The 22,680-nt window shown below is 46.3% G+C and carries 18 protein-coding genes; 12 read left to right on the top strand and 6 right to left on the bottom strand.

Annotation, left to right across the window (positions count from 1 at the left end; genetic code table 11):
- Positions 1–41: 41 nt before the first annotated feature.
- On the bottom strand, positions 42–599 hold the full coding sequence (locus MHB37_RS26950) for a GbsR/MarR family transcriptional regulator (RefSeq protein ID WP_036685364.1): 558 nt from the start codon (positions 597–599) through the stop codon (positions 42–44).
- 256 nt (positions 600–855) lie between these two features.
- Between MHB37_RS26950 and MHB37_RS26945 the strand changes: the two genes are divergently transcribed.
- The 8 genes from MHB37_RS26945 (at position 856) to MHB37_RS26910 (ending at position 9,384) form a co-directional block, all read left to right on the top strand.
- Positions 856–2,049, top strand: a complete 1,194-nt coding sequence (locus MHB37_RS26945; protein WP_405168702.1) for a glycine betaine/L-proline ABC transporter ATP-binding protein — start codon at positions 856–858, stop codon at positions 2,047–2,049.
- On the top strand, positions 2,049–2,882 hold the full coding sequence (locus MHB37_RS26940; protein ID WP_076099393.1) for a proline/glycine betaine ABC transporter permease: 834 nt from the start codon (positions 2,049–2,051) through the stop codon (positions 2,880–2,882). Before MHB37_RS26945 ends, MHB37_RS26940 begins: the two co-directional genes overlap by 1 nt.
- Positions 2,883–2,895: 13 nt before the next feature.
- Positions 2,896–3,765, top strand: a complete 870-nt coding sequence (locus MHB37_RS26935; protein ID WP_038573223.1) for a glycine betaine ABC transporter substrate-binding protein — start codon at positions 2,896–2,898, stop codon at positions 3,763–3,765.
- Between the two features lie 287 nt (positions 3,766–4,052).
- Positions 4,053–4,664: a TVP38/TMEM64 family protein gene (locus MHB37_RS26930; RefSeq protein WP_076099392.1), complete on the top strand. Its 612-nt coding sequence runs from the start codon at positions 4,053–4,055 to the stop codon at positions 4,662–4,664.
- Positions 4,665–4,818: 154 nt separating this feature from the next.
- Positions 4,819–5,898, top strand: coding sequence for a sporulation protein YunB (yunB, locus tag MHB37_RS26925; protein WP_076184782.1), 1,080 nt, complete (start codon positions 4,819–4,821; stop codon positions 5,896–5,898).
- 69 nt (positions 5,899–5,967) lie between these two features.
- A complete protein-coding gene (locus tag MHB37_RS26920; RefSeq protein WP_405168701.1) occupies positions 5,968–7,452 on the top strand; it encodes a hypothetical protein in 1,485 nt (494 codons plus the stop codon).
- Positions 7,449–8,654 (top strand): hypothetical protein, encoded by a 1,206-nt coding sequence (locus tag MHB37_RS26915; RefSeq protein WP_076184780.1) that lies wholly within the window; start codon positions 7,449–7,451, stop codon positions 8,652–8,654. The genes MHB37_RS26920 and MHB37_RS26915 overlap by 4 nt, the downstream gene beginning before the upstream one ends.
- Positions 8,647–9,384, top strand: coding sequence for a glycosyltransferase (locus tag MHB37_RS26910; RefSeq protein WP_076193397.1), 738 nt, complete (start codon positions 8,647–8,649; stop codon positions 9,382–9,384). The genes MHB37_RS26915 and MHB37_RS26910 overlap by 8 nt, the downstream gene beginning before the upstream one ends.
- A gap of 25 nt (positions 9,385–9,409) precedes the next feature.
- Here MHB37_RS26910 and MHB37_RS26905 read toward each other — a convergent pair whose 3' ends face one another.
- The 5 genes from MHB37_RS26905 to MHB37_RS26885 form a co-directional block, all read right to left on the bottom strand.
- Positions 9,410–11,359: a glycosyltransferase gene (locus MHB37_RS26905; RefSeq protein ID WP_405168700.1), complete on the bottom strand. Its 1,950-nt coding sequence runs from the start codon at positions 11,357–11,359 to the stop codon at positions 9,410–9,412.
- A 15-nt stretch (positions 11,360–11,374) separates the two neighbouring features.
- Complete coding sequence (locus MHB37_RS26900; RefSeq protein ID WP_076184777.1) at positions 11,375–12,796, bottom strand: glycosyltransferase; 1,422 nt, start codon at positions 12,794–12,796, stop codon at positions 11,375–11,377.
- Positions 12,793–14,838: a TPR domain-containing glycosyltransferase gene (locus MHB37_RS26895; protein ID WP_076184776.1), complete on the bottom strand. Its 2,046-nt coding sequence runs from the start codon at positions 14,836–14,838 to the stop codon at positions 12,793–12,795. Before MHB37_RS26895 ends, MHB37_RS26900 begins: the two co-directional genes overlap by 4 nt.
- 113 nt (positions 14,839–14,951) lie before the next feature.
- Positions 14,952–16,409, bottom strand: a complete 1,458-nt coding sequence (locus tag MHB37_RS26890; RefSeq protein WP_280753715.1) for a DUF6385 domain-containing protein — start codon at positions 16,407–16,409, stop codon at positions 14,952–14,954.
- 28 nt (positions 16,410–16,437) lie between these two features.
- Entirely contained in the window at positions 16,438–16,776 is a 339-nt protein-coding gene (locus MHB37_RS26885) for a DUF6385 domain-containing protein (protein ID WP_076128014.1), read from the bottom strand.
- A 383-nt stretch (positions 16,777–17,159) separates the two neighbouring features.
- On the opposite strand from MHB37_RS26885, the gene MHB37_RS26880 reads away from it, so the two are divergent.
- From MHB37_RS26880 to MHB37_RS26865, 4 genes are all read left to right on the top strand, one after another.
- The gene (locus tag MHB37_RS26880) at positions 17,160–17,696 is read left to right on the top strand and encodes a hypothetical protein (protein WP_036685336.1); all 537 of its coding nucleotides are present in this window, start codon (positions 17,160–17,162) and stop codon (positions 17,694–17,696) included.
- 18 nt (positions 17,697–17,714) lie between these two features.
- Positions 17,715–18,296 carry a hypothetical protein gene (locus MHB37_RS26875; protein WP_036685335.1) on the top strand — a complete coding sequence of 194 codons (582 nt, stop codon included), beginning with the start codon at positions 17,715–17,717 and terminating at the stop codon, positions 18,294–18,296.
- Positions 18,297–18,451: 155 nt separating this feature from the next.
- A complete protein-coding gene (locus MHB37_RS26870) occupies positions 18,452–19,120 on the top strand; it encodes an alpha/beta hydrolase (protein ID WP_405168699.1) in 669 nt (222 codons plus the stop codon).
- A gap of 243 nt (positions 19,121–19,363) precedes the next feature.
- On the top strand, positions 19,364–22,369 hold the full coding sequence (locus MHB37_RS26865) for a carbohydrate binding domain-containing protein (RefSeq protein ID WP_076099382.1): 3,006 nt from the start codon (positions 19,364–19,366) through the stop codon (positions 22,367–22,369).
- The last annotated feature ends 311 nt before the right edge of the window (positions 22,370–22,680 follow it).

Raw genomic sequence — 22,680 nt, 5'->3', positions numbered from 1 at the left:
GGAGCACTGTCGTTTTTTTGTGTGTTTTTTGTGGGTTTGACTTAAGTTTCTTTAGGGATAAATTCAAAAATTTTGCCACTCTCAAAAGATTCTATTAGTTTCAGCAACCAGCGGTAGTAGTTAATGGATTCAGTTATTTTTTCTTCATCTGTATTTAAGAGCTGCATAAGTTTACTATCGTCACTATACTCTTTTTTCATATCGTTAATTTCTGCAAGTGATTTCGCTAGTGAGATCATATTACCTTCGACGGCTTTTCTCCATTTAATAGAGAAGTAATCACTGAAGTTCTGATGCCAGTCAGGCACAGTGGTGAACAAGTCTTTGCGCGTCCCTCTCCCCCATACTTTGTCGATCATTTTCAGATCTAGAAGGGTACGGACTCCCGTACTCATGGACGTTTTACTCATTCCCATTGTTTTACTGAGTTCATCCAGTGTCACTGGACCTTGATTGAAGTACATATAACCGTATAAATGTCCAATAGACAAGGTAATGCCATACAGATCCATGTTTTTGCCGATAGAATCGATCACACGTTCACGGGCTTTACTAATCTTCTCTATTTGTTCGGGCGTAAGCCCTTCTAAATCGTTCATGATGTCCCTCCTGAGGAATAGGTCGATAGACTGCAACCTTATACAATGTATTGTAATCAAATCCCCCTCCATAAGTAAAGAATTCATGAAGAAAGGAATTTGGCGTAAAACAGAGTATTCCATACATAAAGTTCATAAAGTTAAAACTGTACACTAAATTTTATCCGTATATGGTGTTTGCATGAATTTTCAATAGTCCGGTAAACTACTATAAGTGAACTAAACCCGGATAACATTTCGGGAGAAGGAGGACGGCATGGCTATTATAGAGGTGAAACAACTAACCAAAGTATTCGGTCATGATGCGGGGCGCGCGATTCCTTTATTAGAGCAAGGGATGTCGAAGGAAAAAATTGCTCAGGAATTGAAGTTGACAGTCGGAGTCAACAAAGCCGAATTCAGCATTGAAGAAGGAGAAATATTCGTCATTATGGGTTTGTCCGGCAGCGGTAAGTCGACGCTGGTTCGTTTGTTGAACCGCTTGATTGAGCCTACAGGGGGGCAAGTTCTTTTTAAAGGGAAAGATGTTGTGAAAATGAATCCGGAGCAGCTGCGCCAATTCAGACGGAAGAATATCGGCATGGTGTTTCAGAAGTTCGCATTATTTCCACATCGAAGCGTACTGGAGAATGCAGCATACGGGCTTGAAGTTCAGGGCGTAGATAAAAAGAAAAGAACTGAACTGGCAACAGAAGCCTTGCATCTGGTAGGTCTGAAAGGTTGGGAGAATCATCATCCTGATCAACTCAGTGGAGGGATGCAGCAGCGTGTTGGACTGGCACGGGGCCTTGCTAACGACCCGGATATCCTGCTTATGGATGAGGCATTTAGTGCACTGGATCCGCTTATTCGTAAAGACATGCAGCAAGAGCTGCTGGAATTACAGGCCAGAGTGAAGAAGACCATCGTGTTTATCACTCATGATCTAGACGAAGCTTTGCGGATTGGAGATCGGATCGCACTGATGAAGGACGGAGTCATTGTGCAAATTGGTACACCGGAAGAAATCCTCATCCAACCTGCCAATAAATATGTAGAGCGATTCGTGGAGGATGTGGACTTGTCCAAGGTGTTGACTGCAGCTCATGTAATGCGTCAGCCGGAAACAGTCAGACCTGAACGCGGGCCTCGGGTAGCGCTTCAATTAATGCGTGACAGTGGTATATTCAGTCTGTATGTAGTGGACAAGGAAAATAAGCTTCTGGGTGTTATTACAGCTGAGGATGCCCTTAAGGCACTGAATGATAATAAATCTATTCTGGAAGTAACGCGGAGAGAAATCCCACGTGTTCAACCGGAAACGCTACTCAATGATTTCTTTGAATTAATATCTGAGACACATTTGCCTGTAGCCGTCGTAGATGAAGCGGATAAATTGAAGGGTATTGTGATTAAAGGAGCCGTTCTTTCCGCACTCGCCGGCAACGCGGTACCGGAAGGAGGATTATAATGGACATTCCTAAACTGCCTTTGGGAAAGGCACTCGAGTGGTTGGAAAATTGGCTGACGACTTATTGTGGGCCCCTGTTTGACTTCATCCATTCGATTATCGGTGGTATGGTGGCTGGCATTGAAAATGCACTTACCTTCCTGCCAGCATTAGTACTTATCGTGCTTATTGCAGCTTTGTCTTATTGGATCGGTAAATGGCGCATGGCACTATTTGCGGTCATTGGGCTGCTTCTGATTGATAATCTTGGATTATGGGGACCTTCTATGCAGTCCTTGGCCCTTGTTCTAACCGCCTCGATATTGGCTGTAGTAATTGGTGTGCCGATTGGTATTTTATGTGCGCAGAGAAATACCGTTAGAAATATAGTTACGCCTATTTTGGACTTTATGCAGACGATGCCGGCTTTTGTATATTTATTGCCAGCAGTATCCTTTTTCTCATTGGGCGTAGTTCCAGGGGTTATTGCTTCGATTATTTTTGCAATTCCGCCAACGATTCGCTTGACCAATCTCGGAATTCGTCAGGTTTCGGAGGAACTGGTGGAGGCAGCAGATGCTTTCGGATCGACACCTACTCAGAAATTAGTTAAATTGCAGCTTCCAATCGCTTTACCAACAATTATGGCAGGTGTGAACCAGACCATTATGTTGTCACTGTCAATGGTTGTTATCTCATCGATGATTGGTGCACAGGGCGTGGGTGCCTATGTATACCGTGCGGTATCACAGGCTAAGACAGGAGACGGATTCGAAGCAGGGATTGCGATCGTTATTATCGCCATTCTGCTGGACCGTTTGACACAGAACGCACTAAAACCAAAACAAAGATAGGAGTTTTAAATAAATGAAGAAGAAAAATATAGGGGTATTCCTGTTAGTTATTATGATGATTGCTGTTATTGCTGGATGTTCTTCATCAAGTAAAGAGAAGGTAAAATTAGCATATGTAGCATGGGATTCGGAAATTGCGAGTACTTATGTAGTAAAGGAAGTACTTGAAACTAAGCTTGGAGCTACCGTTGAAATGCTGCAGGTAGATGCTGGTCCAATGTGGGCTGGGGTTGCAGACGGTAGTGCGGATGGAATGGTTGCAGCTTGGCTGCCAAGCACCCATGCGGCTTATTTAGAGAAGTACGGTGCAAAAATTGAAGATTTGGGTGCAAATCTAAATGGAACTAAGGTTGGCTTGGCTGTTCCGGCCTATATGGATATTAACTCTATTGAAGACTTGAAGAACAGTGATATGGCAGCAAAGCTGAACAATCGCATTATCGGCATTGAGCCAGGTGCCGGCATTATGACAACCACAGAAAAGGCTATCGCGGAATATGATCTTAGCGATTACACACTTCTTGAAAGCTCATCCGCAGCGATGGCTCAGGAACTGCAAAAGGCTTATGACAACAACGAGCCAATCGTTGTTACAGGCTGGACACCGCACTGGATGTTCGCCAATATGGATCTGAAATATCTGGAAGATCCAAAAGGGGTTTACGGTGCGGATGAACAGATCCACACGATGGTTCGCCAAGGTCTGAAAGATGACATGCCCAATGTCTACAAATTCCTGGATCAATTCGAATGGACAGCAGAAGATATGGCCAAAGTAATGATCGAGGTTCAGGGTGGGAAGTCCCCAGAAGAAGCCGCTAAAACTTGGGTGGAAAGCAATCCGGATAAAGTGAATGCTTGGGTTGCAGGTATAGAATTGTAAGTAGATTAAAAACTGTGTTATGATGTGAAGAATAAATGGAAACAAAAATGTAACTTGTACGCTAACTACTGTTCTTTACACATTACACTTCATAAGCAAGCTCATTCAATAAAACACCCCGTAAGGGGTGTTTTTCTTGGGAATATAAGCAAAGTATTACAAGCTCTTAGTGTACCCTGCTTATATTTCAATAAGAATGGATACCTAGTTTACACACTTAGACTTATGCTTTGTCAAAGTAAATCAGGAGGCAGCTGCTGCAAGGAGTCAAGAGAGGAGACTGCTTCATGACAGAGACCATAAATACCTGGATTGATTGGCTGCTGCAAACGCTGGGCCTTAGCGGGCCATCTATTTTATTCGTGACCATCCCGCTCGCACTTTTGCAGAGTATATTAGGATTTTTTCCATTCGTAATTTTGATCGTGCTGCATGTCTCTGTTTTTAACGTAATTGGAGGCATGCTGATCAGTTGGCTGGCCTGCAATCTGGGCGGAATACTGATGTATTTTCTCATTCGGCGATATCTGTATAACTGGTTTGACCGAAAATGGAGAAGCAAACTGAAGCGCTATGATAAATGGCAACGTTACTTGGATCGATATGGGATTTGGACACTGGTGCTATTGCGTACGATCCCGATTATTCCGAATAATGTAATCAATTTCATGTCTGCTGTTTCACCGATTAAAGCCTCATCTTTTATATGGGGAACCGTACTTGGTAATTTGTCTTATATATGGTTATTCGGTACGATCGGATCCACCCTAATTGTTCCGCGTGAAGAATGGAATGGTTATCTTACCTGGTATGCGGTGTTTATAGCTATTCTCATTGGCATCTTTATTCGGCGTCATTGGGACCATTTGCAGGAGGATAAGCGGAGCAGAATGCACTAATATCATCTTCCCAGTTCATGATCTAAAGGATGAAGAACGTTACTTCAGGCGCAGTTTGCCGGAGGGAACGTTCTTCTTTTTTGTCCTCTTAGCGAATACCTTAAATTAAGTGGAGGTGGCTTGACCTCTGCGTAAGGCGGGAGGGACTGTTGCAATGGGCAGATTGAAAAAATGGGGAAACCGAAGGCTGAGAATACCTGATCTAGGCCATTTTCGGCTGCCAAAAATAAATGGGGACACGAATCGGAGATTCTCAGCGAGAAGCTCCGCATTCAAGTCAAAACCCAGCCGGGCAGCGGTTAGGCCGCAGCGTACGCGCTTTGAAGCCAAACGTAGCAAAGGCCGCTTTAGATTATCCAGCCGGCCAGAGAGTAAGGTAACGGTTGCAGGCGGAAGAACACATAAGCCAAGAAGCCGACGTAAATTTTGGCTGATAGCATCCTTAGTAATACTTGTGCTGGTGCTGCAATCCTTGCGCTATGTGGAGCTGCATATGAAACCGCCCATCCTGCATTTAGCACAAATACGTGTGAAGCAAATCGCTACGGAATCGATTAATAAGGCGATTACCTCACAGGTTGCGAATGGAGGGAATGCGGAAGAGCTAATTGATTGGAAGACGGATAAGAACGGGAAAATATCAGGGTTCATGCTCAACTACGCGGAGCATATGCGTATTACTTCGCAAGCGGCACAGGTCATTCAGTCTACGCTGCAGGAATTGCATAATCGAACAGAATATATTCCGCTGGGGCAAGCGCTGGGCAGTCCCCTTATTGCTTCTTATGGACCCGATATTCCGATCAAGATTGAACCACAAGGTGCGGTTAAGGTTGAACTCAGCACCCGCCAGCAAAACGCTGGGATCAATATGATTCTGGTCGAGGTATACATTCATATTGTGACAGAGGTTGCAGTCGTCATTCCTTTTGATATGGAGCCGCAGGTAGTGGATACAGAAATTCCTGTGTCTTATCTGATGGTTGTTGGAGATGTACCTATGTATTATTACGATAATCAAGGTCAACCTGTGGGGGCGAACGGCAGCAGTGCTCCGGGAATTGCCATTCCTGCTCCAGCTGTAGGCGGGGATAAGAGTGGAGTAGTGGATCAGGGCAAGGATACCACCAGTAACAGTCAGAAAGATAACAGCTCGTCTCCAGCGGCAACCGATCCCGCGAGTACGGGTGCAGATCATACGGAAGAAGACAAAGGCGCGGGCGGAGGAAATTAAGGGGATATCACGCTTCAGCGCTCATAGACTATAGGTAGAACAGCTTTAATAAATGGAGCGTGAATCCTAATGTCGCAAGAATCTCTGAATGTGGAACGCTTGGCGGGAAGGTATGGGTTCTTGGAGCGCACGGGACTACTTCCACTGCCGAGTAAAGATGGACTTACCCTTGTAGTTGAGCTAAGCCGCCTGGAATGTGCCGCAGCTTGCTTACCCTTGCTGCTGCTCCATTCTGGAGAGTCTGTGCGCATTATTGCTGTGGCGATGACTCCTGATTTTCCTATGGAAACTTTAGCGGAACAGTTCTCACCGGAGCAGCCGATTCTCTTTCTTCCTTATGAAAAGGAGGAGTACATGCCTAACCAGGCTTTGGCACAGATCGAAACCAGTTTCGCGGTTTTGCTTGAAGATTCGATCATGGTATCGCCTGGCTGGCTAAGTGAGCTATTGTGGGTTCCTTTTGATGACGCTTCAGTTAAGGTGGTGGCCCCTCGCTCTTCAACCGAAAGAGGGGAAGGGAAGAAACGTCTTCACTTCGGCACCTATGATGAGTTTGCTGCTCATGTAAGCTACAATCTTGGCCGGCATCAAGGAGAATGGCGAGAGATGGATGTACTAACGGGTTCTTGCCTCCTGTTCTCTAAAGAGCTGCTTCAGCGTATCGGAGGGTTGGACACCTCGCTTCAAGTGCGGTCTCTTATGATTGCCGATTGGTGTCTTCGAGCGCGGCAGTCTGGAGCCAAGCTGGCGCTAAGTGATGCTGTGTATGTTCATGCTATACATTCACTTGATAGGGGCCAGAGAAGGATGAACGGACCAACACTTGCGGATGGCTGGCAGGCGTATAGTACAAAATGGGCACTGGAAGATGTCTTAGAAGCCGAAGAACATCTTGTACCGCAGAATGGATTCTTACAATCAACACAACCTGTTATTCCACTCGGTAAGGCAACCTTGCAAACGCCATTAGTGACGGCGATTGTTTATTGTGAAGAGGATGGGAATGGGGACCATCTTCCGCAGGAATGGGCAGCTACACAGGAGCAGCAGAGCTACAAGAATATTCGCTGGATCTGGATCAAGGACAGATGGATGAACACAGCTTCCGGCTTGCCAGTAAATGAACAGGATGTAGTGATTGCAGTTCGTGGTCAAGAGGCTTGGCTGCGGGCTTTGAAGAATGCATCTGCATTATTTGAGAGTGAGATAACTGTGTATTTATCAGACTCTATCAGGTATGAGAAATATTACGTTGAACGGGTAGTGAAGGCGATCACCCAAGGTTCCGCGGATCTGATCGTTAGTTTATCTACGGATATGGACGAAGAGGTGGGGCGGTTGCTTAGGGGGGACCCTTCGGGAATTGTTTTTCCATTAGAGCGAGTTGCTCATAAAGGCGGGAATGTGCCTGGAGTGATTACCTGTAAGGCGTCTACTTCGCACCAATTGCAGCTTCACCCTGAAGCTTCACTAACTATAGGTTATGTGGGGGATTTGTCCGAACCGCAGGGGAAGAAGGCAGATAGGAGCAGGGGCAAGGAGGCGCAGTCATGAAATATTTAATTCTGAGCAGAGGCTCCTGGGAGGAATACGAATATAAAAGACTGTTGGATCTTCTGCCCGAGCGGGAAGAGGTCTGTTTTGCCGGAAGAATGACTCTTGAGCAGCAGACTAACAGCCAGATCAAGCCGGTAATGATCGCGGATATTCATACTCTCAAGGCGAGGGAGTACACATTTCTGGTCTCTTCTCCCTATTGGCTACCAGAGGTTCTTTCTTTGCAAGCGGGATATATAGTGGCTTTATTAGAGCGCTGTCCGGAAGAAGAAAATAAGGTCTTATGGGATAAATACAGCGGCTTGCTTGGAGCAAAGGCCGATCTAGTAGGAACCCGGTCAGAACGGATCTATTTGGAGCAGAGCTTGTGCAGGGAGAATATTATTTATCTCGACGGGGATCAGCAGGAATCGTATGGAGTTGTATGTCAGCGCGAGCGGATTTATTTTCTGACAGATTATGAGATGTTGTGGAGTAAGGCGATTGAGAACTTATGGCAGGAGGAGCCCCTCCTTGCTACGGACTGGTTTAGGATTCAACTCCAGCTTAGGGCGGATTATTATACCTCGATGTGCGCCAAGCTGCCCAGCCAGCCTGTTGTACATTATTTGGCAGCATCTTATTTGTATTTGCTTGGGGACTCCACAGCGAATCGATATCTGGCGCAATCCTTTGAGTTAATGGTGCTGTATGAATATTTGGATTGCCTTATTTCACACTTCCGGTTTTTTTCTGCAATAGAAGCCAAGACAGGGAATTTGGAAACGGCGGTCCGCCAATTTGCGATTACAGCATTTACCGCAGAGGAGAAGCAAGCAGTAGAAAGGATGGAGGGCTGGCTCCATTCCGGGCAGGATGAACTGGTTCGCGCGGAGTTGTTCCACCTGAATGAGGATGAGGCAGCGGCAGTAAGAATTTTAAGTCCGCTAACTTCTCCCGAGGCAAAAGCGTTGCTGGTGCAAAATTATGTGCGGACTTTTCAATGGGAAAAGGCAATAGTGCTGCAACATGAGCAGGAAGAAAATGTGGATGAAGCCATGGAAGGCACCATACACTTGCTGTATGGCAGGCGGCACGAGGCCATTCGCAGCTTTTTAAATGCAGGAGGGCAAGACAATCAGGCATGGCCACTTTTGTCAGAGATGGCAGATCTCGAAGAGGCTGTAAGACGATTGAGAAGGAGAGTGGAGGATGAGTAGTCATAGAGGGCCACTCCGCAAAACATCAGGCAACCGTCTGACCGCTATTATGCAGGTTAGGAACGAAGCCGGAAGGTATTTAGAGCAGGTGCTGGAGGAATTAAGTGAGTTCGTGGATGATATTGTGATCGTGGATGATGGAAGTACAGATCATACGGCTCAGTTATGTCTCTCTTTTGCCAAAGTTAAGAAGCTCGTAACCCTGCAAAGCTCTTTGTTTAACCGTGAATGGGAGCTACGGCAAACATTGTGGGAGCTGGCGGTATCTACGAATCCGGATTGGCTGCTGTCTGTGGACGCCGATGAGTTCTATGAAGAGTCTGCTAAACGGGAGATGAGGCGACTCATCGATCAGGATGTGTATGACTGGGTATCCTTCCGATTATTTGATTTTTGGGGCGGCACCACACATTACCGTGAAGATGAGCATTGGAATATCCACACGAAGCATACCCGTACACTAGTCCGCTATTTGCCGAACTTTCATTATTTTTTTCCGAAAATGGATCATCATGTGCCAAGACTTCCGCTCTCTTATTCGGTATTGCCGGGGTTTCTTACCGAGCTGCGTGTGAAACATTATGGTTGGGCGATATCCCCTGAGGAGCTTCGGCGAAAATACTCGCGTTACCTGGAGCTTGATCCAGAGGGGCGCTGGGGTAGTCTGGAGCAGTACGAATCTATCCTTGATGAGCAGCCCCATCTGGTGGAATGGCAAGAGGAGCTTTGAAATCCGCATCTGATCTGCCAACCGGCTAAGTCCGGCTGGCAGATCTCAGAAGCAGCGCAGAAGGGATATGAGCTGATGGTATCCCTTGCGGATATACTTCTGCTGCGAGCTGCAGCTTGTAATAAGCGAGGCTCACGGCTGCGGTAGCCCCCCCGACTCTACGCAAAGCGGCTTCATCCTCTACATGAAGGATGGGCATCTCTCCACAGGAGTAGGCTATCGCAGCGTATAATTGCCACTCGGTACAGTCCGCAGGTGTATGATATTGAGGGTGCTTGCTGACATAAATAGAGCACCATTGTTTTTTTATGGAGGTGGGGGCTTCAAGTAATCCGTAGAGTAAGGGCTGCGGCAGACTGGACCAGTGTAAGGAAGATCCTTCCGAATGGCGATAAAGTGCTAATAAACTATTCCAAGCACCAGTCTGAAGCAGCAATTGTGCTGCATAGCTTAGATCCGAAAGATCAGCTTTAAGGCTATAATTCCCTGCTAAAATATGATGGATCGATAAAATCCCCGGTCTGTAAGGCAATAGACAGACAAGCCAGCGCATGGCAGACTCTGTATCTCCAATACGGCAAGAGAAAGCCCACAGATAGCCAAGTACAAAGGATCGGTTGGAAAGATGGGAAGGATCATGAAGCAGCTGTTCAAGCGGTGCGAGTGTCTGAAGATGTTCCGGTTGATTGTTTATTTCCAGAATCGCCTGCAATGCAGCCTGAACAGATGAGGGTAACTGGCTGGCTGTAGAAAGCTCAGCTTGCCATTCCGGATCGCGGGCATTGAGCGCTGCGGGCAGAAGATAAGTCAAAGTATCAGGAGATAAAGAGTGCAGATGGTTGTGGGTCAATGCTCGTAGTTGTGCCTTCTCTCCAGATAGAAGGCTTAGTGGGATGAGTTCTTTCCACGCCTCGTTATAATCAGGCTTATGTTGTATGGCAGCCTCGTAATGTCTCCACGCATCCGGATATTGGTATAACTTCTCACAGACTCTTCCGGCTAGTAGTTCTGTCCGATACGTTCCACTGCCTGAGGAAGAAGGGTATTTATGTGCTGTATTTCCGCTCTGAAGTGCGTTCTCCAAGAAATGCTTGGCTGAGCTGAGCTTCCCTTGTTCCAGTAACAGGAGGGCATAGCTTTCTAATAAATCAGTGAAATCGGGAAAAAGACCGCTCCCCGTACGAAAAACTTCCTCGGCTTCCTGCTTTCGGCCACATAGTTGTAAGGCGTACGCCGTCTTAAGGTAAATATCTGAGACATAACCGGAAGGGGCTGGAGCATCGGTGAGCAGCGGAAGGAGGATCTCTGCCGCTTCTTTATATTGACCCTGCTGATAATACTCTGCCCCTAACGCGTAACGAAGAAAAAGATGGTTCGGTTGAAGCCGCAGACCCCTGTTGATGAGTGCTAAATTGCGGTTATATTTATTTTTACGCATCAGTTCATCTTCTAAATATCCGTAGTGGAAAATACGCAAATCTGCATAAGTGATCTCCCCAGCTGGAAGCTCCCAAATGCTGCTGGCAATCTCCTCATGAATACTTCCACGAAAAATAATTCTTTTATCATTTTTGAATAATCGACAGACATGATCTGTAACAAAATCCGCTTCAGGTATTTCACCGACATAGTGGATAATGGGCAGCCAATACCCATGAATATACTCGGCACCAAGCAAGGGCTGGAGCAGCTCCTCACTCCAATGATCCACAGCCTCATCAGCATCCAGTACCAGAACCCAAGCGGAAGTTGCATACTCTAGGCTTATATTCCGCGCTTTGGAAAAATCATTTTCCCAAGGAATGTCGATAATCTTTGCACCGAACCTCTGAGCGATTTCTTTACTGTTATCCTCTGAGCCTGTATCCGCAATGATAATCTCAGACACTAGCCCGCGCACAGAGGATAAGCATTTCTCCAGATGGTTTGCCTCGTTCTTAATAATCATGCAAAGTGTGATATCCGGTGTGGTCATAGGAATACGTCCTTCCTAATCTGAAACTCTGGGCAGTGGAAGTGCGAGCCGCACTCTTTTAGCCGCTGGAGAATAGGGGGTTGAAGAAGTGAGGGAGGCAAGCAGACGATCCGCCAACAAAAGCTCCGAACGCCCTGGGTGATAGGCTGGGTTGAATAACGAGTCATTAGATGAGGACTGCCCTGTGGTCTTCATCAGCTGTTTTGCTGCCTCTTCACATCCCTCAATCCGCAATAAATCTAAGAGAAGTCCGCTTTTAGCGGCTGTGTATTCGGGTAGATGAGCGTGAAGCCAGCCCAAAATTTCATTTTCGCGCTCAGCACATTTTAAGGCTCGGATCAGTCGGGTTATAATGGGCGTTGGCTCGGGATGAAGCTGAGCAGCTTTGGTATAACAGACACAGGCCTCGGTCTCATCGCCTATTTCTTCGCATAACTGTCCCAGCAAATAAAATGTCAAATAAGATCCGAATCCGGACTCGGTATGGTAACCGGAAGGAGCTTCTCCAATGACTAAGGCTTGCAGCAATGCTGTTTTGGCCTCAACTAGGGCCCCCATTTGAAACAGCAGCACACCTTTGATATGAGCCAAGTCAGGATAATCCGGATGTAAGGTTATCCCTGAGTCGCAAGCTTCCAGCGCCGCGTTGAAATCTTTTAATTCTGCCAGGCAGCGGATTTGATATTTGTGCAGCAGATGAACATAACTTGTGTCGGGTGGAGCTTCGTTAAGTGATCTTTTGATATGCTCTAGAGCCGGTTGATATTCACCAAGCCGCATATATTCAACAGCCATATTGAAATGGTGGAAGGGGTCATTGGGATTTAACTTTAGCTGTTCCTTGAGCAGCTCAACATTTCGTTTGATCTTATCTTTTTTTGCTACTACGCCGTCTGCATAACCGTAATGATGGATGACTACGTTGCTTAAATGCATTGCTGCTTTGGGTGTAGCTTTTACGATCGTTTCTGCAATCTGTTCGTGGATGATGCCGCTGAAACGGTACTGCGGGCGGTTACGGAATAGCCGGATAATCGGATTAACAGTAATGGTCTGTGAAGCTGCGGTTAAACCTTTATGATTATGAATGCGCAGAAAAAAAGCTTCATACTCCAAATGCTCCGCACACAGCAACAGCTCCCCCTTACTTTTCGCATCCAGTTCCTCGTCTCCATCCAGAATGAGAATCCATTGTCCGTGGGCTTGCTGAAGACCCGCGTTGCGGGCAGCGGCAAAATCGCCATTCCAAGTATGGTGAACAACTTTAGCTCCAAAGCTTAGAGCAATTTGTAGCGTGGAGTCAGTAGAGCCAGTATCGACTACAATAATCTCATCGGCGATACCACGTACACTTTTTAAACATTGGTTTAGGTTATCTGCTTCGTTCTTAACGATCATGCATAGAGAAATCAGAGGTTTTTGGCTGGGCATGCTCATTTGGCTGTCCTCCCCTCACTCTGGCGGAAGCTCCACTGTGTATGCCACGGTGTACGATTTAGTAAAAAGATGGATTTATGGATGGCACCAATATCCGTTTGCAGTGGACCATGAACGTTAGCTGCATCCAAGCTGTTTAGTGCCTCCTCCATGCTATGCTTCGCTTGCTGAAGGTAACAGAGTGCTAAACCCACTCGGGCAGCCTCATGCTCAGGCATCTGCTCCAGCGCTTGTTGAAACCATTCACTGGCTTCCGTGTAATGCCCTTTGTCAAAGACCATCTCACCTATATAAAAAAGAACCTTCGCATCAGCGGCTTGATCGCTAACTAACCTGATAAAATGCTCACCTGCCGCATTCCTATTGCCTTCTTTATATAATGCTGCGGCTAATTCAGACCGAAAGGTAGGGAACAGCTTTACCAAAGCGTCGCTTAACTCGGGCTGGTGTAGTTTTACTGATTGTTCGATCAAATCTGAAATGAATGAGGAATGTAATGGTAATGAATCTACCTCTGCTTCAGCGGGATCTACCTTTTGTTGCTGGTGGCACTTCTGAATGTATTGCAGTCCGAAACGAAGTTCGTCTGGTACATAGGTTAGCAGGTCATTGTGGAATTCTCCAAAAAGCGACCAAGAGCAAATAGCCCAGAGGGTAGGCCACTTTTTCAGATATTCTAAATCATGGTTATCTTGCGTAGCTAAGGAGGTCATTTGTCTTATGGTTGTATAGGCGTCCTCTAGCTTGCCGGTGATCAGGAGTGAAGAGATCATCCAATTTGCCGTCTCTAATTCCAAGGGAAAAGTGTCTCGGGATAAGTTGGTGATGGTCTCATTAGCATTTATCGCAAATAAGCTGTCAATGATCGCAGCTCGTTGGGCAGCATTAGTTGGGGGGACGATTTGTATCAGCAAGCCGGCAATCTCCTCATCGGGTACAGCTAAGCGTTGAAAAGCAGAAGCTATTCCCTGCAAGGCAGGCCTATATAAAGAGTGGTGTTGAAGCGCACGGTGGTAGAATCTCGCAGCGTCCTCCTGAAGCTCAAGCCGCTCTGAGATTAAGCCTAGTCGATAAAGTGGGCGGAAGGTGTTCATCCCTTGCTCAGATACATATTTTTGACTAACCTGATCTCCAGAAATGGATACTGCACGCTGATAAGCTTGAAAAGCACGTTCTAACAAGCCTTGACTCTCCAAAGATTGGCCTAATAAAAAATGCAGGTCAGGGTAATCCTCATAACGCTCCAATTCAGGCAACAGCAAGGTATCTATGATATTCGTTTTTCCTTGAGTCAGATAAATTTTACAGAGATCTCTAATCATCGTAGGACGGTAGGAAGCTTCAAGTGGCACATGGTGAAGGGTCTGGCGAAGTAATGTCTCTGCTTCCAGAAGACGACCGTCCTGACAGCAGGTGACTGCTAAATTATACGAGTGAAAAGGATCTTCCGGTTGTTCGGCTAAAGCGAGTCGCAGCAGCTGCTCATTGCGTTTGATTTTATTTTTTCGTGCCATGATTTCCGGCAAATATCCGAAGTGTTCAATCTCAATATCACTATGCTCAATCGCCGAGATGTTATGTGATTTAAGGATTGCAGCGTCAATTCCTTCATGAATTCTTCCGCTATATCGATAACCCTGTCCATTTCGGAATAAACGAACCGCACTGTGCTTTACCTTATCTTCAGGCCGAACGCCAAGCCAATTATCAATTTGTACTGTAAAAGCCTGAGCTTGCGTGTTTTGCAGGAGGCTGCGAAGTTCCGGAAGTGGAGTTTGCAGGCGTTCATCGGCATCAAGGACTAGAATCCAATCGGTATCCGCCTGATCGAGACCTTCGTTACGTGCTGCAGCAAAGTTTTCTGTCCATTCCCGTTGGAATACTCTAGCCCCGTGCGCTTGGGAAATAGCTATGGATTCGTCAGTAGAGCCTGTATCTATGACTACAATCTCGTCAACACCTGCTACGCTTGTGAGACAGTGGGGCAGAAGATCAGCTTCATTGTTAACGATGAGGTGGACGCCAAGCGTAATATTGTTCACGTTGTTTCCTCCTTGTTACATATGTAGAAGTAGAAATCAGCTTTTGCTATCAAAAGAAAAAGCACATGGATATCCATGCACTCTTTCGTTACAACATATGATGGGCATCTGCATTACGTTCCCTGTGCGTTGAAACTTACATTGATTGTTGAGGCGGCTCCTGCATTCGTTGATTGATAGGATAAGCGTGTATATTTCAAGAATCTGGCCGGAACTATGACATCTATAGAACCTGCTGCTAAAGGATTATCTCCTGTGGTATCGACGAAATAGTTCGTTCCGTCAGCACTGATTTCTACTCGTGTGTTGACCGGGTTAGCTCCAGTGTTATTGATGAAAAAGGAATAGGTCCCCAATACGCTTGTAGTCACTGCTGGCAGTGGAGTATAGGCATTAGCAGTTGCAATACCCGTCGTCGTCTGTTCGATAAAGCTGCGTTGTGAAATAGAGGTCACACTGCTGAGCGTACCAGCGGTAATGGTGGCTCCAAGCACACTGGTAATGGTCCCGTTTAAGAGGTTGGTGACCGTACCTGCTGAGGACAGAGTACCCGCAGTGATCGTGGCTCCGAGCACGCTGGTAATGGTCCCGTTTAAGAGATTGGTTACTGTACCAGCCGAAGACAGAGTACCCGCAGTGATCGTGGCTCCGAGCACGCTGGTAATGGTCCCGTTTAAGAGATTGGTTACTGTACCTGCTGAGGACAAAGTACCAGCGGTGATTGTGGCTCCAAGCACGCTGGTAATGGTCCCGTTTAAGAGATTGGTTACTGTACCTGCGGAGGACAGAGTACCGGCTGTGATTGTGGCTCCAAGCACGCTGGTAATGGTCCCGTTTAAGAGATTGGTGACCGTACCTGCTGAGGATAGGGTACCAGCTGTGATCGTAGCCCCTAGCACACTAGTAATGGTCCCGTTAAGGATATTGGTGACCGTTCCTGCTGAGGACAAAGTACCCGCGGTAATAGTTGCGCCTAGTACACTAGTAATGGTACCAGCCGTAATCGTAGCTCCGAGCACGCTAGTAATCGTGCCTTCGAGAATGTTAGAAATGGTACCTGCGGAAGACAAAGTACCAGCTGTGATGGTAGCTCCAAGTACGCTAGTAATAGTCCCGTTAAGAATGTTGGTAACCGTACCTGCGGAGGACAAAGTACCCGCAGTGATGGTAGCCCCGAGTACGTTAGTAATGGTACCTGCGAGAATGTTAGTAATGGTACCTGCGGAAGACAAGGTACCAGCTGTGATGGTAGCTCCAAGTACGCTAGTAATGGTCCCGTTAAGAATGTTGGTAACCGTACCTGCGGAGGACAAAGTACCCGCAGTGATGGTAGCTCCGAGTACGCTAGTGATCGTCCCGTTAAGAATGTTAGTAACTGTTCCTGCTGATGACAAAGTACCCGCAGTGATGGTAGCTCCGAGTATATTGGAAATCGTACCATCTAGGATAATTGTCGTTAGATTTCCGCCTGGATCTGTAGTGAGCGGATGATCAATCAGCGAGGCATCCCGGCCAAAAATAAGCGTTCGTAGATTATCGGGATTAGCTTGAAAAGAGCTGTAGTTAGGCAAAGTTCCTCGTCCCTCTCTTATAAAATTGTTAACTCATACCTATAGACTGGGCTTGGACGTATACATCAATTTTGCCTAAACCCGTTGACTGTTGCGTGGAGGCGGATATCCGAGTCCACTTTAAAAATCTGCTTGGCACTAGCACCTTCATTTCTTTTGCAGCCACGATCTCTTCTGAATCTATAAAAGAATCAAAACTGTTCGGACTAATCTCCAAGCGGACGCTAACAGGGTGGTCTCCTTGGTTCATAACTGCGTAAGAGATCATCGTTTTGGTTCCGCTTTTTTGCCAAGGCAGAGGTGAAATGGAGCTGGACACGGGGAATCCGATAAATTGATGCTCGGAAAATAAAGGACTGATCGTCACCTTACGGCGGTTTCTTCGACCCTTTGGAGGTGGAAATGATTGCGGATTTCTAGAACAATTCCCCTGTTTTTTTGAGTGTTTTATTTTGCTGCGCTTTTTTAGTTCCAGACCGTTATGGATTTCATTCACCTCCTACGGGTTTTCTGGAACCCTATCCATAAAAGGACCCTAACCGTCGTTTGAGCCCTGAGCATCAATAAACCGCAGTTCAATAAGCCGCGAACCGTTAGGGACAATCCTTAGCCATTCGAATGGTGATAATAATATATGGTGAAAAATAAGAGGTGATTGGGCTGGGAAAGCAAAAATACGCACATTCCCAAACAACCTGTTACTTAGAGCGGCATAAAATAAGATAAGCTCAAGTACGGGGAGGATAGCGCATGCCAAACGATTCAGTCTTTAATCAGAGTAGCCAGCCACTCTTTACAGAACAAGTCAACACGTATGTTGCACCTGGTATAGATTCAGCTCCGGAGGGAGGAGCGGCTAAGGCGGGGCTATTGTTTGGAATCCCTTTTACTTCTACGGTAACGACTGCTGCACCGCTAGTTGTTCAGATTAGTAATCCGGCAGGCAGCGGACGTACATTGTATGTATCCCGTGTTGCAGCTAGCTCGGCAACAGCTGCTGTTACTTTATCTCTGCTTCGAAACGCTACGGTCACCGGGACTACCGTTACACCGATAAATTTTAATTTTGGAAGTGCGTTAACCAGTGTGATGACGGCCAGAACCTCGACTTCTGCCCCTACGGGAGGTCCGGCCACTCTAGTATCTTTATTACTGGCAGCGGGTCCCGTCATTGTTGATTTTACTGGACAAATCGTTGTTCCTCCCGGAAATTCCATAACCACGTCCATCACGATTGCATCGGGAACTTCAGCAGCGACAACATCTATCAGCTGGTGGGAATATTAGAAATGGGAGGGGATAATCATGCCTAATCAATATGTGTTTAACGACAATGATCAACCTCTTTTTGTGGATATGGTCAATACCTTCCAATCTCCGGATATCAGCGCGCCACCTGAAATAAGTGCTTCGAAGGCTGCGGTCTTGTATTCTACCAACACATCCGCGTCTAGTTTGGTCGTACTTAGTCTTATTTCTGCAATTACTTCTATTCGGATTAGTAATGCTGCTGGTAGCGGGAAAACCGTATATATCTCTCGTATTAGCGGCAGTATCGGCGGATCTTCTCTGCTATCGGCTATGTCTGGAAGCTTTACAATTGTAAAAGGAGGGACGTTAACCTCTCCTGCAACCTTGACACCAACCAATAATAATCTCGGAAGCGCGGCTACAAGTGCGATGACCGTTCAATCTTCAACAGCGGCAATTAGCGGGGGGACGACGCTTTACAATTATCAATTAGCTCCAGGCGCTTTCTCACAGAACTTTACGGGCAGCATCATCGTTCCGCCGGGGACTGCTATTTGTGCTAACGTAACTTCATCTAGCTCGGCTGTAGGCTTAACGATTACTTCTGCACTTGGTCTTCTTTGGTGGGAGCAATAGAGTTTATATTTTTTTTTGAAACTATAACGGTGGTAAACCTTGACATCATTTGGTTAAGGTTTTACATAGAAGGTTGGAATGAATAGAAAATAAAGGGGATTGGCATTATACAATAAAGTTGGAATTCAGTATGGAATGTGAAAAGAGGGACAATTATGGAAAGTTGTTTATTTATTCATGGCTTTACCGGAGGTGAGCATGAAATCTCTCCCTTGTCCCAGTTTATGGAGCAGCATAATTATCGTTCCAGAACATTTACCCTGAAGGGGCACGGGGGCAGCAGGAATGATCTACTGCATTCGGATCGACATGATTGGCAGCAAAGTGCTGAGGATGAATTAACAGAGCTGTTAAAGACAAATGACGGCGTTCATCTGATCGGTTTTTCAACCGGTGCTCTTATTGCTTCACATCTTTCCGTGCGCTATAAACCTTGGATTAAATCTCCCACTTTGTTGTCTACCCCTGTGTTTCCGCTGAATCCTGTAGAAATTATTAAGACCCTTGGGAGCTTTTCCATGCTAAAAACTTATATTAGTAAATTCAGTTCAACGCCTCCAAAAGCAACTCGAGAGTTCCAGCGATTGGTTCGTGAGAGCTTTTCTGTCTATCCGCATATTGAGACTCCAACCCTGATCGTGCAAGGAAAAAGAGATCATCTAGTGAAGACTAGAAGCGCCGATTACCTACGACATCATATGATCAAGGCGACCCAAAAACAGGTGCTGATGGTCGACAACAGTGGTCATATGGTGTGCCATTGTGAAGAGAAGGACCGAATTATGAATGAGGTCTTGCAGTTTATTCAGACGGCGGGACGCTGAACTCAAACAGTAAATATTCAACTCCAAGAGCTTCCTAAATAGGAGCTCTTTTTTTGTTGTGCATTTCAATTTTAAGGCTTGACAACGCGTCTGGTGTCATGGTAATTTTTAGTAGGGAAACCGGTTTCCCTAAAATTCGTTTGTTTCTATGCCAAAAACATCGCTGGAAAGGTCGTTTTTAATCCAAGAAGTAGGTTTTAGTGTGTTATGAATACGCTTTAATAAGAGAGGGAGATGCGCGCGATGAAACGTAAGTTATGGTACGTGCCCGTTCTGATTACATCTATTCTTCTTTCTACTGTGATTAATTTATTCGTCTTAGCGCCACAACAGGCAGATGCGGCCAGCATCGGTACGATTAACGAGAATGATACCATTTATCAGATTATGGTTGACCGGTTTAATGACGGGGACTCTTCCAACAATGCTACGGGAGCGGCAATTCGCTATGGCGAGAACTCTGAAGAAGATTTCCGTTATATGAAAGGCGGAGATTGGCAAGGAGTGATCGACAAGCTGTCTTATATTAAAAATATGGGCTACACCGCGATCTGGATTTCCCCAGTGGCGGAGCCGCAAATGACGAATCGGGAGAACAATGGCAGCGGTAAAAACACGGCGTATCACGGGTACAACGTTAAGGACCCTAACGCAGCCAATCCCTACTTTGGTACAAAGGAGAAGCTGAAGGAGTTAGTGGATTCCGCACATGCGGTTGGCATCAAGGTGGTTATAGACGTTGTGCCAAACCATATCGGGGATTATATGCTGGGTACCCAAGCCTACTATGATATCCCTAGTCTGCAGCCAGCAGCTCCTTTCAATAACCCGGCTTGGTATCACCATAATGGAGATATCAACTGGTCTTTGGCAGACGGAAGATATGATCAATGGGCACAGGATTACTTAGAAAATCATGATCTAGGCGGACTGGATGACATTGACTTCGATGTCCCTGCTGCTAAAAAGGCCATATTTGATTCGATTAAAGGCTGGTTTGACTATACAGGGGCAGATGGTGCGCGTGTAGACGCAGCCAAGCTGATGAAGCCGACTGATATTGGTGAATTGCAAAATTATCTGGGGGTTAATACCTTTGGCGAGAATTTTGACGGCAATGCTGAATTTGTCTCGCGCTGGGTCGGCAACAACAAGGAGTGGGGCATGCTTGATTTCCCAATGTTCTTCTCCGTTCTAAATAGCTTCGCATATGGGCAGTCTTTTGACTCCAATATTAAAAGCACCTTGGCACAGGATTCCTACTATAACGGAAATGCCAATCACATGGTTACCTTTATCGACAATCATGACCGCAATCGTTTTCTCACAGAAGCTGGAGGAAGCGTAGATAAGCTGCAGAACGCTTTGAGTTTTATTTTTACAGTGCGTGGAACACCCGTTGTCTTCCAAGGTACGGAACAGAACAAAGGCAATGGTAACGGGCAGATTATGACGGGAGGCATCGCCGATACCTGGAACCGCTGGTCAATGGTGAAACGGGATGCAAACGGCAATGTATTAGAGAATTATTTTAATGAGAATGCCAGCACCTACAAGCACGTAGCCAAACTTAATGAGATTCGGAAAAATAATCCGGCACTCCGTACAGGCACTCAACGTGAAATGTGGTCTGCACAGAACTTATATGCTTTTTCACGTCGTATTGACACTGGAACTAATCTGGGGCAGGAAGTTATCTCCGTATTCAGTAATAAATCCAGCGGCTCGCAGACCGTTACCATTCCACTGCGTGCAGAGAGCAGCTTGGCAGTCGGGACGGTTCTTTATAACCAGTTGAACACTTCGGATACGGTAACCGTACAATCGGGTGGAGCAACTGGCAAGCAGATCACTGTAACCGTGGGTGCAAATGCAGCCAAAATCTATGCCAAACAACAGCTTCCTACAGATACAGTTGCTCCAACTGTACCCACTAACGTGACCGCAACCGTTCAAAATGCATCCAGTGCTTTAGTAAGCTGGACCGCTTCCACCGACAATGTAGGTGTGACCGGATATGAAATTTATCGCAACGGCGTAAAAGTGGGTACATCCGCAACTACTTCATATACGGATAACGGATTATCTGCCAGTACTACGTATGACTATACGGTAAAAGCAATGGATGCAGCAGGCAATCTATCCCTCCTTAGCGCGATTGCTTCAGTGACAACACCAGCGGGGAACAGTGTCACTATTTACTATAAGCAGGGCTATACCTCGCCTTATATTCATTATCGTCCTGCAGGAGGAACTTGGACGACATCACCGGGTGTGGCGATACCTGTCTCTGATGTAGCAGGCTACAACAAAATAACGATTAATATTGGCTCAGCCAGCCAGCTTGAAGCTTGCTTTAACAATGGCAGCGGCACTTGGGACAGTAACGGGGGCAGCAACTATTTATTTAGTGCCGGCACCTGGACCTATACACCAACTGGCAATATTCAATCGGGTGGACCCGTGACGCCGACACCAACGGTAACGCCGACACCAACAACAACCGTAACGCCGACACCGACACCGACGGTAACACCAACGCCAACTCCGACGGTAACGCCGACACCGACACCAACCGTAACGCCAACACCGACGCCAACGGTAACGCCGACACCCACCGTAACGCCAACACCAACGGCAACACCTGTCGGCAGTACGGCAACGATCTATTATAAGAATGCGGCTTATAGCAGCTCTTATATCCATTATAAGCTCGATGGTTCAACGGTCTGGACGACGTCTCCAGGCGAGCAGCTTCAAGCTTCTGCTTTTACAGGATATAAGGCGGTTACGATTCAGTTGGACACGGCAGCTGGGCTGACCGCAGCCTTTAATAATGGCAGTGGCACATGGGATAACAATGGAGGCAATAACTATCATTTTGCTGCGGGCACCTGGAGTATGGTGAATGGTAACATCACCGCAGGAGAGCCACAAGCGGATAGTGTTACATTCCGAGCAACTGTTCCTGCGTCTACTCCTGTGAGTGGTCCCGTTTATCTCTCCGGTTCCTTCAATAGCTGGAATGCGGCAGATCCGAACTACCAACTGACGAAGGGTAGTGATGGTATTTACTCCATCACACTAAGTCTACCGGCGGGAACAGCAATTCAATACAAAGTTACACGAGGTGCTTGGACTAATGTGGAGGTGAATTCGAATGGATCGGATCTTTCCAATCGAACCCTTACGCCATCAGGCGGTGCACAAACCGTAAATCTGACGGTTCAGCGCTGGAAGGATCTATAAGCTTCATAATATCTACAGCTTAAACACACCAAGGAGCGGCTCCCGTTTGGGGCCGCTCCTTGGTAAGCAGTATGAAGCTTTTTAATTGCAGAAAGTACAATTAAACTTTCTGTTTGAAGCTGGTAGAAAGAATTAACTGTATTTTGTGCAGTAGAATTCAGGAAAAAGGCTGTTTTTTACCGATTTTATGAGTTTTGACTGTACAAAGTGCAATTAAATCGAATGTTACCCATCCTATAAGGATTTCTATTGCACAAAATGCAATTAAATCCGATGTAGCCATTTTAGCTACTCAAATTCGATCAAGCTAA

It is taken from the genome of Paenibacillus sp. FSL H3-0286, from assembly GCF_045040705.1.
In the GTDB taxonomy this organism is placed as follows: Bacteria; Bacillota; Bacilli; order Paenibacillales; family Paenibacillaceae; genus Paenibacillus_AQ; species Paenibacillus_AQ odorifer.
This window is presented reverse-complemented; position numbering and strand designations above follow the sequence as displayed.

Excerpts from the sequence above, each read along its gene's own strand:
- MHB37_RS26950 (WP_036685364.1), bottom strand. The coding sequence starts at position 599 with ATGAACGATTTAGAAGGGCTTACGCCCGAACAAATAGAGAAGATTAGT.
- MHB37_RS26945 (WP_405168702.1), top strand. The coding sequence starts at position 856 with ATGGCTATTATAGAGGTGAAACAACTAACCAAAGTATTCGGTCATGAT.
- MHB37_RS26940 (WP_076099393.1), top strand. The coding sequence starts at position 2,049 with ATGGACATTCCTAAACTGCCTTTGGGAAAGGCACTCGAGTGGTTGGAA.
- MHB37_RS26935 (WP_038573223.1), top strand. The coding sequence starts at position 2,896 with ATGAAGAAGAAAAATATAGGGGTATTCCTGTTAGTTATTATGATGATT.
- MHB37_RS26930 (WP_076099392.1), top strand. The coding sequence starts at position 4,053 with ATGACAGAGACCATAAATACCTGGATTGATTGGCTGCTGCAAACGCTG.
- yunB (WP_076184782.1), top strand. The coding sequence starts at position 4,819 with ATGGGCAGATTGAAAAAATGGGGAAACCGAAGGCTGAGAATACCTGAT.
- MHB37_RS26920 (WP_405168701.1), top strand. The coding sequence starts at position 5,968 with ATGTCGCAAGAATCTCTGAATGTGGAACGCTTGGCGGGAAGGTATGGG.
- MHB37_RS26915 (WP_076184780.1), top strand. The coding sequence starts at position 7,449 with ATGAAATATTTAATTCTGAGCAGAGGCTCCTGGGAGGAATACGAATAT.
- MHB37_RS26910 (WP_076193397.1), top strand. The coding sequence starts at position 8,647 with ATGAGTAGTCATAGAGGGCCACTCCGCAAAACATCAGGCAACCGTCTG.
- MHB37_RS26905 (WP_405168700.1), bottom strand. The coding sequence starts at position 11,359 with ATGACCACACCGGATATCACACTTTGCATGATTATTAAGAACGAGGCA.
- MHB37_RS26900 (WP_076184777.1), bottom strand. The coding sequence starts at position 12,796 with ATGAGCATGCCCAGCCAAAAACCTCTGATTTCTCTATGCATGATCGTT.
- MHB37_RS26880 (WP_036685336.1), top strand. The coding sequence starts at position 17,160 with ATGCCAAACGATTCAGTCTTTAATCAGAGTAGCCAGCCACTCTTTACA.
- MHB37_RS26875 (WP_036685335.1), top strand. The coding sequence starts at position 17,715 with ATGCCTAATCAATATGTGTTTAACGACAATGATCAACCTCTTTTTGTG.
- MHB37_RS26870 (WP_405168699.1), top strand. The coding sequence starts at position 18,452 with ATGGAAAGTTGTTTATTTATTCATGGCTTTACCGGAGGTGAGCATGAA.
- MHB37_RS26865 (WP_076099382.1), top strand. The coding sequence starts at position 19,364 with ATGAAACGTAAGTTATGGTACGTGCCCGTTCTGATTACATCTATTCTT.